The organism is Luteimonas dalianensis (genome assembly GCF_049339425.1).
Lineage (GTDB): Bacteria > Pseudomonadota > Gammaproteobacteria > Xanthomonadales > Xanthomonadaceae > Luteimonas > Luteimonas dalianensis.
On sequence record NZ_JBMPPO010000001.1, the window covers coordinates 275,667 to 289,977 of the forward strand.

General features: G+C 69.5%; 10 protein-coding genes and 1 pseudogene. 4 read left to right on the forward strand and 7 right to left on the reverse strand.

The features are described from left to right. Positions 1–55 precede the first annotated feature (55 nt). Positions 56–508 (reverse strand): nuclear transport factor 2 family protein, encoded by a 453-nt coding sequence (locus ACOZ90_RS01335; RefSeq protein ID WP_422891819.1) that lies wholly within the window; start codon positions 506–508, stop codon positions 56–58. A 164-nt stretch (positions 509–672) separates the two neighbouring features. Between ACOZ90_RS01335 and ACOZ90_RS01340 the strand changes: the two genes are divergently transcribed. Next, positions 673–2,349 (forward strand): long-chain fatty acid--CoA ligase, encoded by a 1,677-nt coding sequence (locus ACOZ90_RS01340; protein WP_422891820.1) that lies wholly within the window; start codon positions 673–675, stop codon positions 2,347–2,349. Positions 2,350–2,525: 176 nt separating this feature from the next. Next, positions 2,526–3,410 (forward strand): crotonase/enoyl-CoA hydratase family protein, encoded by an 885-nt coding sequence (locus ACOZ90_RS01345; protein ID WP_422891821.1) that lies wholly within the window; start codon positions 2,526–2,528, stop codon positions 3,408–3,410. A gap of 12 nt (positions 3,411–3,422) precedes the next feature. On the opposite strand, the gene ACOZ90_RS01350 is transcribed toward ACOZ90_RS01345, so the two are convergent. The 5 genes from ACOZ90_RS01350 to ACOZ90_RS01370 form a co-directional block, all read right to left on the reverse strand. Then, entirely contained in the window at positions 3,423–5,609 is a 2,187-nt protein-coding gene (locus tag ACOZ90_RS01350) for an ATP-binding protein (RefSeq protein WP_422891822.1), read from the reverse strand. A gap of 7 nt (positions 5,610–5,616) precedes the next feature. Beyond that, the gene (locus ACOZ90_RS01355; protein ID WP_422891823.1) at positions 5,617–6,681 is read right to left on the reverse strand and encodes an HD domain-containing phosphohydrolase; all 1,065 of its coding nucleotides are present in this window, start codon (positions 6,679–6,681) and stop codon (positions 5,617–5,619) included. Positions 6,682–6,875: 194 nt separating this feature from the next. Continuing rightward, complete coding sequence (lysS, locus tag ACOZ90_RS01360; protein ID WP_422891824.1) at positions 6,876–8,411, reverse strand: lysine--tRNA ligase; 1,536 nt, start codon at positions 8,409–8,411, stop codon at positions 6,876–6,878. Positions 8,412–8,442: 31 nt separating this feature from the next. After that, a protein-coding gene (gene prfB, locus ACOZ90_RS01365; protein ID WP_422891825.1) for a peptide chain release factor 2 occupies positions 8,443–9,568 on the reverse strand; the annotation gives its coding sequence in 2 pieces (ribosomal slippage) (positions 8,443–9,495 and positions 9,497–9,568; 1,125 coding nt in all). Positions 9,569–9,603: 35 nt separating this feature from the next. Then, positions 9,604–10,524 (reverse strand): LytTR family DNA-binding domain-containing protein, encoded by a 921-nt coding sequence (locus ACOZ90_RS01370; RefSeq protein WP_422891826.1) that lies wholly within the window; start codon positions 10,522–10,524, stop codon positions 9,604–9,606. Between the two features lie 151 nt (positions 10,525–10,675). Between ACOZ90_RS01370 and ACOZ90_RS01375 the strand changes: the two genes are divergently transcribed. Together ACOZ90_RS01375 and ACOZ90_RS01380 are read left to right on the forward strand one after the other, a co-directional pair. Further along, on the forward strand, positions 10,676–11,890 hold the full coding sequence (locus ACOZ90_RS01375) for an acyltransferase family protein (protein WP_422891827.1): 1,215 nt from the start codon (positions 10,676–10,678) through the stop codon (positions 11,888–11,890). Positions 11,891–12,052: 162 nt separating this feature from the next. Then, a pseudogene (locus tag ACOZ90_RS01380) lies at positions 12,053–12,430 on the forward strand (phosphatase PAP2 family protein); the annotation flags it as partial. Positions 12,431–12,907: 477 nt separating this feature from the next. Here ACOZ90_RS01380 and ACOZ90_RS01385 read toward each other — a convergent pair. Further along, positions 12,908–14,230, reverse strand: a complete 1,323-nt coding sequence (locus ACOZ90_RS01385) for a hypothetical protein (RefSeq protein ID WP_422892004.1) — start codon at positions 14,228–14,230, stop codon at positions 12,908–12,910. Between the last annotated feature and the right edge of the window lie 81 nt (positions 14,231–14,311).

A 14,311-nucleotide genomic window follows, 5' to 3' on the forward strand; every position in this document is an offset into this window, starting at 1 on the left:
TGCAGGGTGCGTTCCACATGCAACAGGCCGGCCACGATGGCCGGCCTGTCGCGTTTCACATCGCCGGCGTCCAGCGGGCGCTGGTGATCTTCCAGTCCCCGCCCTCCATCCGCCAGCCGGTCTCGACCTGGTAGAAGTTGGCGCGGTCGGGCAGCAGCCGGCCCGAGCCGCCGGTGAGCGCGGCGCGGAAGCGCACCGTGGCATGCGGCTCCTGCAGCTCCACGTCCAGCGGCCCCATGGTCAGGCCCACCGCCTGGTGCTGCATCATGTACAGCGCCGCGGTTCGCCGCGCCTGGTCGCGATCCATCCCGTTCGGGCCGATGAAGTCTTCGGCCAGGTAGCGGCGCAGCGCTCCGGCATCACGTTCCTCGATGCTTGCCTGGACGCCGGCAACGGCGTTGCGCAAGGCCTCCTCGGGTGCCGGCCGCGAACATCCCGCCGCCAGCATCAGCGCAATCCCGGCCGCTGCCAGCACACCGGCGCGCCCGGCATCGAGTCTCCGCTGCATGCCCTGTCCTGCCCCGCCCATACGCCCGCTCCCCTGTTCGAAGGCACAGGTTACCGCGCCGACCCGCAGCGGCAAGCCGCCTTGCCAGCATCCGCGGCGCTATGCTCAAATCCAGTGAGGCCTGCAGTGCCTGCAGCGCACGTATCTGAATGGAGAGGAACGCGATGACCCATGAGCGCCCGTGGCTGGCGAACTACCCGAAAGGCGTTCCCTCCGAGATCGACGTCGACGAATTCGCGTCGGTTCCCGAGGTACTCGCGGACGCCATCAGGAGCTACAGCGACCGGCCGGCGTTCACCAACATGGGCGTCACCCTGACCTACGCCGAAATCGACAGGCTCAGCAGCCAGTTCGCCGCCTGGCTACTGGGCGAGCTCAAGCTGAAGAAGGGCGACCGCGTCGCCATCATGATGCCCAACTGCCTGCAGTATCCGATCGCCACCTTCGGCGTGCTTCGGGCCGGGCTGACCGTCGTCAACGTCAATCCCATGTACACCGCGCGCGAACTGCGCCACCAGCTCGACGACGCGGGCGCGAGCGTGCTGGTGGTGCTGGACAACTTCGGCGATACCGCGCAGAAAGCGCTGGAAACCTGCCAGGTGCGCCACGTGGTGACCACGGGCCTGGGCGACATGCTCGGCTTCCCCAAGGGCGCGATCGTCAACTTCGTGCTCAGGTACATCAGGAAGATGGTGCCCGACTACAACATCCCGGGCGCAGTGCGGTTCCGTGACACCCTGGCGGCCGGCGGCAAGCACGCCCTGCCCGAGGTCAGCATCTCGCCGGACGACATCGCCTTCCTGCAGTACACCGGCGGCACCACCGGCGTGGCCAAGGGCGCCATGCTCACCCACCGCAACATGGTGGCCAACATGCAGCAGGCGTCGGCGTGGATCTCCGACGGCCTGGTGCCCGGCGGCGAGACCGTGATCACCGCGCTGCCGCTGTACCACATCTTCGCGCTGACGGCGAACGGCCTGGTCTTCATGAAGATCGGCGGCCACAACTGGCTGATCACCAATCCGCGCGACATGCCCGGCTTCGTCAACGAGCTGGGCAAGGTGCAGTTCACCGCGATCACCGGCGTGAACACGCTGTTCAACGGCCTGCTCAACACCCCCGGCTTCAACGAGATCGACTTCTCCACGCTCAAGGTCACCCTGGGTGGCGGCATGGCGGTGCAGCGCTCGGTGGCCGAGCGCTGGAAGCGGGTCACCGGCAACACCCTGGTGGAGGCCTACGGCCTGACCGAGACCGCGCCGGCCGCATGCATCAACCCGATGAACCTGCCCGACTACAACGGCTCGATCGGCCTGCCGATCCCGTCCACCGACGCCTGCATCAAGGATGACGAGGGCAATATGCTTCCCACCGGAGAAGTCGGCGAGCTGTGCATCAAGGGCCCGCAGGTGATGAAGGGCTACTGGCAGCGGCCGGAAGACACCGCCAACGCCATCGACGCCGACGGCTGGCTGCACACCGGCGACATGGCGAAGATGGACGAGGACGGGTTCTTCTACATCGTCGACCGCAAGAAGGACATGATCCTGGTGTCCGGCTTCAACGTGTACCCGAACGAGGTCGAGGACGTCGTGGCGATGCTCCCCGGCGTGCTGGAAGTGGCCGCGGTGGGCGTGCCCGACGAGAAGTCCGGCGAGGTGGTCAAGCTGGTGGTGGTGAAGAAGGACGAGAGCCTGACCGCCGAGCAGATCAAGGCCCACGCGCGCGAGAACCTGACCGGCTACAAGCAGCCACGGATCATCGAATTCCGCAAGGAGCTGCCCAAGACCAACGTGGGCAAGATCCTCAGGCGCGAGCTGCGGGACGAAGCGGCCGACTGACCCGGCCGGGCGGCCCGCGGGCCGCCACCCCCGGACTGCAGCCGCCCCGCGCTTGCAGTTTCACTGGATTGGGAGCATAGAAGGTGGTGATCGGGCCGCCCGGCGTTGCCGTGCCCGGGCCCGGCAGCCGCTCTGTCCCGACCCTTCTTCGCCAGCCACCCACAGGGGATCTACCCATGAACAACGTCCAGCAGCTTCAGCGTACCCGTGCTTTTCCCACCATGCGGGTGCAGTCCGACCCGTCCGGCGACGTGCACTGGATGTACATGCACCACGGCCTCGAGCCCGGCGCACGGCCGTGCTTCCACCAGGCGCTGCTGACGGACATGTGGAGCTTCATGAGCGCCATCACCCTGCGCGAGAACCAGCGCAAGCCCGGCCGCCTGCGCCACCTGGTGATGGCTTCCGACGCCGCGGCCTTCAACCTCGGCGGCGACCTGGCCCTGTTCGCCCAGCTGATCCGCGCCGGAGACCGCGAGCGGCTGCTGGAATACGCCCGCCGCTGCGTGGAAGGCGTGCACCATCTGTACGGCGGCATGGGCGGCGACATGCGCACGATCGCGCTGGTGCAGGGCGACGCCCTCGGCGGCGGCCTGGAGATGGCCCTGGCCTGCCACACCATCGTGGCCGAGGAAGGCGTGAGCATGGGCCTGCCGGAAGTGCTGTTCGGCCTGTTCCCGGGCATGGGCGCCTACTCGTTCCTGACCAAGCGCGTGCCGCCCCAGCTGGCCGAGAAGATCATCCTGGAAGGCCGGATCTACCGCAGCGAGGAAATGCACGCGATGGGCGTGGTCGACATCCTGGTGCCCAGGGGCGAAGGCGAAGCCGCGGTGGCCGACCTGATCCGCCGCCAGCAGCGGGCCCCGGCGGCGCACGTCGCCCTGAATGCGGTGCGGAACATTTCCCAGCCGGTGGGCTACGACGAGCTGATGGGCATCACCGAGGTCTGGGTGGACACCGCACTCGCCCTCAACGAGCGTTCGCTCAAGGCGATGGATCGGATCATCCGGGCCCAGAACCGGCGGGCATTTGGCGCCGAAGCCGGCAGCACCGGCGGCTGAGTCCGCCCCGGCTCAGCCCTCACGGCCGAGGTCGTGGCCGCGCGCGCCCGAACTCCCGCGCGCGGCCGCCGCCTCCCGGCCCAGCGAAAGCTCCTGCTCCAGCTGGCCCAGGCGCTGCTTCCAGTCCCGCCTGAGCTGCCATTCCGGCAGCCGCATGATCTCGCCGCTGTGCGCGGCCACCCGCACCAGCCCGACGTTGCTGGCCACGCCCTTGACGGCGTGGGCGTGGTCGCGCATCGCGTTCCAGTCGCCGGCCTCGCCGGACTCCTCGATCCGCGCCAGGCAGTCGCTGGCATCCTGCATGCACTGGGCCACGAACTTGCTGACGAAGTCCTCGCCCATGCCCAGCGAGGAGAGTTCATCCAGCACCCCGGGGTCGAACCGGCCCTCGGCCACCGCGCCCGCATCCGCCGTCCTGGCCTGCTCGATGAGCGTCTCGGTCGCGACCGGCTGCAGCCGTCCGCCCGAGGCGGAGATGTCGGCCAGCATGTCCAGCAGCCGCGGCACCGCCACCGGCTTGGCGAGGAAGGCATGGGCACCGGCCGACCTGCAGCTGGCGATGGCGTCGGGCGTCACGTCGGCGCTGAGGATGATCACCGGCGTGGCCGGGGCGCCGGCCTGCAGGGTGCGCAGGTGGCCGAGCAGATCCAGGCCGCTGATCCCGGGCATATGCAGGTCGCAGATGATCGCGTCGTAGTCGCTGATCGCCACCGCGTCCAGCACCGCCTCGCCGCCGTCCACGCTGACCACGCCGTGCCCGGCCTTCTGCAGGATGCGTTCGAGCACCATCCGGTTGGCGGCGTGGTCGTCGGCGATCAGCACCTGCAGCGGCCGCACCCGGGCGCGGTGGCGCAGGAACGGGTCGCCGAAGGAAATCACGTTGCGGCCGGCGTCGGCCACCGGGTACAGGCCCTCCTCCGCAGCCGGCTGCCCCGCCGCCGCTACCACGGGCGCGAACGGCAGCTCCACCCAGAACGTGCTGCCCTCGCCTTCACGGCTCTGGAAGCCGATGCTGCCGCCCATGGCCTCGGTCAGCTTCTTGGCGATGCTGGTGCCCAGGCCGGTGCCGCCATACCCGCGCTTGAGGGTGGCGTCGGCCTGCTCGAAGGCGTTGAACAGCCGGCTATGGGCCGACTCGGGAATGCCGATGCCGGTGTCGGTGACGGTGAACTTCAGGCGCACCCGCTGGTCGCCGGCCTCCAGCTGCACCACATCCAGGCGCACCGATCCGCTGGGGGTGAACTTGACCGCGTTGGCCACCAGGTTGGTGAGCACCTGGCGCAGGTGGTCGCTGTCGCCGCGCACCCGGCCGGGCACGTCCGGAGCAACCCTTGATTCGTACGACAGGCCCTTGGCCTTGGCGGTCGGGCGGAGCATCAGATCGACCTCCGCGATCACGTCGCACAGGTCGAACGCTTCGTTGGACAGGTTGAGCTTGCCGGCCTCGATGGCGGAGATGTCCAGCACGTCCTCGACCAGCGACAGCAGGCTCTGGGTGGACGCGCGGATGGTGGCCAGGTACTCGCGCTGCTCGTTGTCCAGGCGGGTGGTGGCCAGCAGCTCGGCGACGCCGGCCAGGCCGTTGAGCGGGGTGCGGAACTCGTGGCTCATGTTGGCCAGGAACCGGCTCTTGGCCTCGTTGGCCCGCAGCGCCTCGCGGGTGGCGCGGGTCAGCGCCTTGAGCAGGCCCGACAGGTACAGCGGAATGGCCACCAGGCCCACCAGCAGGCCAATGCCCAGGATCCGGTTCGCGTGCCAGTACGGATGCAGCAGCAAGGGCAGGCTGAAGGCGGCCACCGCCATGCCCATCGCCAGGTACAGGTAGCGGCTGCCGTAACGCAGGCCGTTGCCGACCGTGACCCACATGATGATCACGTAGAGCCACGCCAGCGGCCCGCCCATGATGCTCATGGCCGCGGCCATCAGGCCGTAGTCGGCCACCATGCCGATCACCCGCCGGACGTGGGACACGCCCGGCCGGGCCAGGATGCCGGCCAGCAGGCCGATGCCGACGATGAACCCCATCAACACCATCAGCAGCACGGCCTCGTAGGCCGGGGGCCGGTGGCCCGCCATGTCGCTCCACAGCAGGAAGCACAGCACCACCGAGATCACCCCCAGCCGCACGGTCGCCTGCGAGTGCTCGCTGTCCGGCCGGTGGGCCAGCCGGAGCTTCAACCTGGCGATCAGGGCGGACATCGCGGGCCTACTGCAGGTCGCGCCTGGGATGCTCGCCGCCGCTGCCCAGGCGGATGGCGAGATCCTCCACCCGCGCCCGGTTGCGGACCAGGGCGTCCACGCAGGCCGGGTCGAACAGGGTGCCGCGGTTGTCCTGGAAATAGGCGAAGGTCTCGTCCATGCTCCAGGCGCGCTTGTACGGGCGCTGGGAAATCAGCGCGTCGAACACGTCCGCCACCGCGACGATCCGGGCCTCCATCGGAATCGCGTTGCCGCGCAGCCCGTTCGGATAGCCGCTGCCGTCGTAGCGCTCCTGATGATGCAGGGCGATGGTCGCGCTGACCTGGATAAAGCGGTTCTGGCTGCCGCTGAGAAGGTCGTAGCCGATCTGCGGATGCCGGCGCATCACCTCGGTCTCCTCTTCCGTCAGCGGCCCGGGCTTCATCAGCAGCGCGTCGGGAATGGCGATCTTGCCGATGTCGTGCAGCGGCGCGGCCAGCTCGATCATCCGCACCTCTTCCTCGAACAGCCCCAGATCCTCGGCAATCAGCCCGGCCACCCGGGCCACGCGCTCCAGGTTGGCGCTGGTGCCCGCGTCGCGGTAGGCGATCGCGCGGGCCAGCCGGGTCAGGGTCTCGCGCTCGCGCTCCTCGACCTCGTGCATGCTCGACAGCAGCCGCTGTTCCAGCGACAGCGCCCGCTGCTTGACCGATTCGGAATGCTGGCGCAGCTGCAGCAGGTTGCGGCAGCGCGCACGCAGCTCGCGCGGGCGGATCGGCTTGACCAGGAAGTCGATCACCCCGGCGTCCAGCGCCGCCTGGCGCACCGGCTCGTCGCCGACCACGGTCACCAGCACGATCGGTACGTCGCGGTGCAGCATCGGGCGGCGGAAGCGGCGCGCGAACTCCAGCCCGTCGATCCCCGGCATGCGGTAGTCCAGCAGCAGCAGGTCGGGCCGGTTGTCCTGGCACCACTGCAGCGCGACCTGCGGATCATCGAAGTCGAGCACCTCCAGCTCGGGGCTGATGTCCTCGATGATGTGGCGCAGCATGGTGCGCGCGGAAGTCTGGTCGTCGACAATGACGATGTTCACATCGGCGTTCCGTTCTCAGTGGGCCCTTGCCGGGCCAATACCCGATAGTGGCCGTATTCCGGTGGAGCACGCAACTTGCCTGCAGGAGATCCAAGCAAGTCCCGTGCCCCGGCATGGCGCCTTGGCCATCAACGACTTCCGCCCTGAACCAACGGCAGCTGCGAACCGGGCAGGACAACACCTGCCCGCGCGGGTCAGTCCCTGCCCTGCCCGCCCTCCGGGCGCATGTAGGGAAACAGCAGCACGTCGCGGATCGACGCCGAGCCGGTGAACAGCATCACCAGCCGGTCGATGCCCACCCCGAGCCCGCCGGTGGGCGGCAGCCCGACCTCCAGCGCGCGGATGTAGTCGGCGTCGTAGTGCATCGCCTCCTCGTCCCCACCCTCGCGGGCCTCCACCTGGGCGCGGAAGCGCGCGGCCTGTTCCTCCGGGTCGTTGAGCTCGGAGAAGCCATTGGCCATCTCCTTGCCGCCGATGAACAGCTCGAAGCGGTCGGTGATGCCCGGCTCGCTGTCCGACTCGCGGGCCAGCGGGGAGACCTCCACCGGGTAATGGGTGATGAAGGTCGGCTGCACCAGCCCTTCCTCCACGGTGGCCTCGAACAGCTCCAGCAGCAGCTTGCCCCAGCCCCAGTCCGGCTTGATCCGGACGCCGAGCCGCTGGCAGTGCGCGGCCAGCGCGTCGCGGTCGCGGCAGTCTTCGGCGCTGATTTCCGGGTTCAGCTCACGCACCGCGTCCTCGAGCTTCCAGCGCCGGAAGCGCGGGCCCACGTCAATGGCGTTGCCTTCCCACTCCAGCGCGGTGGTGCCAATGGTGCCCTGCGCAACGTCGCGGATCATCCCCTCGGTCAGATCCATGATGTCCTCGTACGTGGCGTAGGCCTGGTACAGCTCGAGCATGGTGAATTCGGGGTTGTGGCGGGTGGACACGCCCTCGTTGCGGAAGTTGCGGTTGATCTCGTACACCCGCTCGAAGCCGCCCACCACCAGCCGCTTCAGGTACAGCTCCGGCGCCACCCGCAGGTACAGCTGCAGGTCCAGCGCGTTGTGGTGGGTGGTGAACGGCCGCGCCGCGGCCCCGCCGGCGATGTAGTGCATCATCGGCGTTTCCACTTCCAGGAACGCCCGCGCATCCAGCCAGGCGCGCAGCGCGGAGATGATCCGCGAGCGCTTGACGAACACCTCGCGCGACTCCGGGCTCACGATCAGGTCGACGTAGCGCTGCCGGTAGCGCTGCTCCACGTCGGCCAGGCCGTGCCACTTGTCCGGCAACGGCCGCAGCGACTTGGACAGCAGGCGCAGGCTGGTCGCCTTGACCGACAGCTCGCCGGTGCGGGTGCGCATCAGCGTGCCCTCGGCGGCGACGATGTCGCCCACGTCCCAGCCCTTGAACGCCTGGTAGGCGTCGCCCAGCGCATCGCGCTGCAGGAACAGCTGGATCCGCCCGCTCACGTCCTGGATCTGGGCGAATGCGGCCTTGCCCATCACCCGCTTGGCCATCATCCGCCCGGCCAGCGCGACCCGGCGGCCGTCCGCTTCCAGCGCGTCACCGTTCCAGGTGTCGGCATCAGCGTACTCGGCCTGCAGGTCGCCGGCCTGGTCGGCGCGGCGGAAGTCGTTCGGGAACGCAGCTCCCTGCCCGCGCAGCGCGGCCAGCTTGGCCCGCCGTTCGGCGATCAGCCGGTTCTCTTCGTCGGGGGTCGCCGGGGTGTCGGGAGTGTGTTCAGTCATGCCTTGTCCGTGGTGATCCGTGCCGGTGTCTTCAAACCGCGTCGGTGCGCTTGGCACCGACCTCCAGGCCGGCCTTGAGCGTGGCGGCGACGAACTCGTCCAGGTCGCCGTCGAGCACGTTCTGGGTGTCGCTGCGCTCCACGCCGGTGCGCAGATCCTTGATCCGCGACTGGTCGAGCACGTAGTTGCGGATCTGGCTGCCCCAGCCGATGTCGGACTTGCTGGCCTCCAGCGCGTCCTTCTCGGCGCTGCGCTTCTGCAGCTCCAGCTCGTACAGGCGCGCGGCGAGCATCTTCATCGCCCGGTCGCGGTTGGCGTGCTGGCTGCGCTCGGTCTGGCAGGCCGCCACCACGCCGGTGGGCACGTGGGTGATGCGCACGGCCGATTCGGTCTTGTTGACGTGCTGGCCGCCGGCGCCCGAGGAGCGGTAGACGTCGGTCTTCAGGTCGGCCGGGTTGATGTCGATCTCGATGCTGTCGTCGACCTCGGGCGAAACGAACACCGAAGTGAAGCTGGTGTGGCGGCGGGCGTCGGAGTCGAACGGGCTCTTGCGCACCAGCCGGTGCACGCCGGTCTCGGTCTTGAACCAGCCGTAGGCGTATTCGCCGTCGACCCGGAAGGTGGCCGACTTGATGCCGGCCACGTCGCCGCCGCTGACTTCCAGCAGCTCGGTCTTCCAGCCGCGATCCTCGGCCCAGCGCAGGTACATGCGCAGCAGCATCTCGGCCCAGTCCTGGGCCTCGGTGCCGCCGGCGCCGGCCTGGATGTCGACGAACGCCGCGGCGCCGTCCATCTCGCCGGAGAACATGCGCTGGAACTCCAGCTCGTCCACGCCCTTCTCGTGCCGGGCGACGTCCTCGGCCACCGCCTGCGCGGTTTCCTCGTCGTCCTCGGCCTCGGCCAGATCCAGCAGCTCCGAGGCGCCGCCCAACCCCTCCAGCAGGCCCTGGATGCCGTTCACGGTCTTGTCGAGCATCGAGCGCTCGCGCCCCAGCGACTGGGCCCGCTCCGGATCGTTCCAGACGTCCGGGTTCTCCAGTTCGCGCTCTACTTCCTCCAGGCGCTCGCGCTTGGCATCGTAGTCAAAGATACCCCCTCAGCGCTTCCAGCCGGCCCTGCAGGTCGGCGATGCGCTGGCGGACGGGATTGAGTTCCATCGGCCTGTGTTCCGTGAAGATGCAAGCCGCCTATTCTAGCAATTTCCGGCCCCGCTTCCCGCGCCGTAACGGGCCCTGAATGCGTCGCGATGGCTGCGGCTGCAGGGCAGCGCAGTGCCGTCGCGCATGTGGATGCGCGCATCGCCGGTGTCCAGCGGCTCGATCGAGTCGACCTGGCCCAGGTTGACCATGTAGCTGCGGTGGATCCTGGCGAACCGTTCCGGGTCCAGCATGGCCTCGATGCCGACCAGGGTGCTGCGCAGTGGATAGGCGCGCCCGGCCACGTGCAGGTTCACGTAGTTGCCCGACGCCTGCAGCCATTCGATGTCGTCCGCTGCCACCAGGAACTCGCGACCCAGCTTGCGCACCAGGAAGCGCTCGGGCAGCGCGCCGCGCTCGTCCCGCGGCGCCGGGACCCCCGGATCCGGCTGCCCCAGCAGGTGCGCCTCGCCCTGCAGCCGCCGCCACAGCCAGCTGTAGCCGTGGGCGATGAACACGATCAGCGAGAAGGTCTGCAGGTCCTTGATGTATTCGTACGGCAGGCCGATGCGCCAATCGAAACTGTAGCCCTCGCCCATCAGCGCGTAGGCGCCCACGCGCAGCAGCACCATGCCCGCCACGTGCAGCAGCGACCAGGCCAGGCTGGCGACCGCATACACAGGCAGGCGACGGAGCCAGGTGTCGGCGTGCAGCGGCCAGCGCTCGCACAGCCACAGCAGTGGCGGCACCAGCAGCAGCGACACCAGTGCGCTGCTGCCCTCCCAGACCACCGGCTGCCAGGGCTCGATCACCAGGCCGTGGCGGCGGGCATCGATCAGGGTGATGGCGACGTTGGCCGCGGCGCCGGCACCGAACACCAGTGCCCAGACCGCGATCTCCAAGGGGCGGCGCCAGGACAGGTGGCGGCTCCAGAAATCCTGCGCCTGGCCGGCCGGCTCCACATGGGTCTGCTGCATGGGGTGGATTGTATCGGTGCGGCCGGAATCCGACCCGCGATTCGTCCCCGGCTTCCACGGCTCATCCCCAAATCGCGTCGCTGCGCCACTTTCCGGTGGTGCCAGCGGCCGTTGCCGCCGATGCTCGGCCGACCTTCCCCCGGCCACCCGGATGACCCGACGCCACGACATCGACGCGCTCCGCGTCCTCGCATTCGCCCTGCTGATCGCCTACCACGTTGGCATGGTCTACGTGGCCGATTGGGGCTACCACGTCAAGAGCGCCCACCAGGCCGGGTGGCTGCAGTGGCCCATGATCGCGCTCAACCGGTGGCGGATGCCGCTTCTGTTCATGATCTCGGGGATCGCGCTGGGGCTGGCGATGGCCTCGCGCCGGCCCGGCCGGCTGGCACTGTCGAGGAGCTGGCGGCTGCTGCTGCCGCTGGTGTTCGGGATGCTGGCGATCGTGCCGGTGCAGGCGTATTGCGAAGCCCTGGCCAACGGCGCGGTCGAACCGGGCTTTGGCGCCTTCATGGGCCGCTACCTGCAGCTGCAGCCGTGGCCGGAAGGCGGCTGGAGCGGCGCGGACCATGGCGTGACGTGGAACCACCTGTGGTACCTGGCCTACGTCTGGAGCTACAGCATGCTGGCGCTGGTGCTTGCGCGCGCCCTCGGCTCCGCCGGCGCGCAGCGGCTTCGGGATTTCCTGCTGCGCACGCCGCGCACGCTCTGGGTACTGGTGCCTGCCACATGGCTGTTTTCCTGCCTGTGGTGGCTGCAGCCGCGGTTTCCCGAAAACCACGCGCTCACAGGCGACTGGTACGCGCACGCGAAGTACCTGTTCTTATTCGCCGCCGGCTGGCTGGTGGCGCGCGAGGAGCGCTTCTGGGCCGGCGTGGTGGCGATGCGCGGCCGGATGCTGGCGCTGGCCCTGCTGGCGATCACGGTCGAGCTGTCGCTGCGCGCGGCCGGGCGCCATCTGCCGCCCGCCGACATGCCGGCTTGGGCGCTGCAGGTGGACTGGGCCATGATCGAGCGCATGGCCCGGGCGACGTACGCCTGGACCACCCTGCTGGCCATCTTCGGCTGGAGCCGCACCCTGCTCGACCGCCCCTTCGCCTGGCTGCCGCGGGCGCGCGAGGCGGTGTTTCCGTGGTACATCCTGCACCAGAGCCTGATCGTGGCGCTGGCGTTCCGGGTTTCGGCGTGGAATGCGGGCCCGCTGCTGGAGCCGCTGCTGGTGGCGGCAGGCACGGTTGCCGGCTGCCTGCTGCTGCACGAGGGTTTCATCCGCCGCTCCCGGGTGCTGCGGCCGCTGTTCGGGTTGCCGCCCCCGCCGTCCCCACCGCCTGCCCGGAACGCCACCGCTGCACCCATCCGCCCCTGACAAGGACGCCACATGTTCGAATCCGATCCCATCCTCTGGCTGCAGCAATTCTCCGCGCCGTGGTTCTTCTCCTTCATGCGCTTCATGAGCTGGATCGGCGAAGCCTGGTTCTATACCCCCGCGGTGCTGATACTGCTGTTCGGCACCCGCCTGCGGCCGGGCATGGGCGTGCTGCTGGCGCTGATCCTGGTGGCCTTCGCCACCGAAGGATTCAAGCAGGGATACGGCCTGCCGAGGCCGAGCGAGGTGGATGCGCGGGTGCTCTACGAGGGCGAAAGCGGCCGCCACCTGGTGGCCGACGGCGCGGCGGACACGTTCTGGGGCCTGCCCTCGGACGAGGCGATCGCCGCCAAGCGGGCCAGGCACGACCCCAGCTTCGGCTTCGTCAGCGGGCACACCAGCGCGGCCGCCGCGTTCGCGCTGGCGCTGGCGCTGTTCTTCGGCGCGCGCAGGCGATGGATCTGGGCGCTGGCGGTGGCCTGGCCGCTGCTGATGGGGCTGTCGCGGATGTACCTGGGCCGGCATTTCCTGGCCGACGTGCTGGGCGGCCTGGCGGTGGGCGTGGCCGGGGCGTTGCTGGCGTGGGCGCTGATGCGCAGGTTCGAGGCGCCGTGGCCAAGCGCCCGCTGGACATGGATGGCCTCGGTCGGCGGCGCCTGCGCGCTGGCGGTGGCCGCCTGGCGGGTTCCGTGGATCGACCCCGCGATCGCCGGCGAGGTGACCGGCACGCTGCTGTGCATCGGCGCGCTGATGCGCTTCGGCTGGCCGGATGGCGACACCGGCTGGCGCCGGCGCACGGCCCGGATCGTCGTCGGGCTGGCGTTCGGATTCGCGTTCACCTGGCTGCTGGAAGCCGCCTGGACAGCCACCGGCTGGCCGGATCGCCATGCCGGGGCGTTCTTCTTCGGCGTCGGCGGGTTCACGGCGGCGCTGCTGGGCGCGGTATTCGCCTGTCGCTTGCTGGGCCTGTACGGGCCACCGCCGGCTGATGGCGCAGCCGGCGGCTGGTGCCTGCCGTCAGCGCCGGTTGAAGCTCATCCGGTAGCTGCCGGCGCCGTCGCTGATCGCGCTGGCCTGGATCACGTACTCGCCGGGTGCGAGCCGGGCATGGATGCGGGCATTCAACCTGCCGCCGCTGTCATCGTCCGCGGCGACTTCCGTGCCATCCGCATCAAACAGCTCCAGGTAGCTGTCGAAGTCGTCCGAGGCCATGTCGATGACGTACTCACCCTCCTCGTCCACGGTCACCACGAAGCGGTCGGCGGCACCCGCCAGCAGCACGCCGGGATGCTCCTGGCCCTGGGCCAGGCTGCCCCCACCGACCCCCTCGGGAACCTCGGCAACGGACAGCGCCAGCGTGAACAGGCCCGAGCCGCCCGTCGCCGCCCCGGCCTCGATGGTGTAGTCACCGGGTTCGAGCACCTGCACCAGCCTGGCGTCCAGGCCGTTGCCACCGTCGTCGTTGTGGCGCTCCACGCCGGCCCCGCGCAGCAGCAGCAGCGAGTCGAAATCGTCGCTGCGCATGTCGATGGTCACCAGGTTGCGGTCACGCACGCTGAAAAAGTACTCCAGCGGTTCACCCTGGAAGGCGCCCTGCAGCGAAGAGCCGCTGCTGATCCGGCCGCCCTGGCTCAGGCCTGCAGGCACCGGCCGCTGCCCAACCGCCACCTGGTAAAGGCCCTGGCCGCCATCGCCCCACCCGCCTGCGGTGATGGTGTACGTGCCCGGGGACAGCAGCACCGAAAGGCGCGAATTGGTGTCGTCCCCGCCATCGTCGTCACGGGCGTTCACGCCATTGCCGGAGACCTCCAGCACGGTGTCGAACTGGTCGGAGGACAGGTCAATCGTGTACAGGCCCTCGCGATCCACCTGCAGGGCAAGCTCGCGCCTTCCGTCCAGCCAGTCGGTGATCCGCGCGCCGGCGCGCAGCGGCTGGCCGTCCCAGCCATCGATCACCCGGGCGCTCAGGGTGTAGGGGCCGAAGGCCGCCGCGTCGGCGCTGCTGACCGCCAGCGTATAGGCGGCATCCCTGGGCGCGCGCAGGGCCAGCGACGCGGGTTCACGCTCGCCAGAGCGGGCCACCAGCTCATCGCCATCGAACAGCGACAGCTGCGCGCGCAGCGGCCCGCTGACATCGAACCCGACCAGTTCGCGCTCGCCGATCTCGATCGTGTAGAGCCGGCTGCGCGAGCCGTCGGAGTGGTTCAACGGCGCCGAGAGGGTGATCTCGCCGCGCACCTGGCTGCCGGGCTGCAGCGGTTCTGGATCGGTCGCGCGCGCCTGCGCGCACGCACCGGCGGCCGCCAACGCGGCCAGCACCAGCTGGATTCCATGATTCATCGTGATTGTCCCCTGATGTTCCACGCCGGCCCAGAGCCGGTCTGGGCGGCCGCAGCGGCCGCGGGTGAATCATAAGCGCTA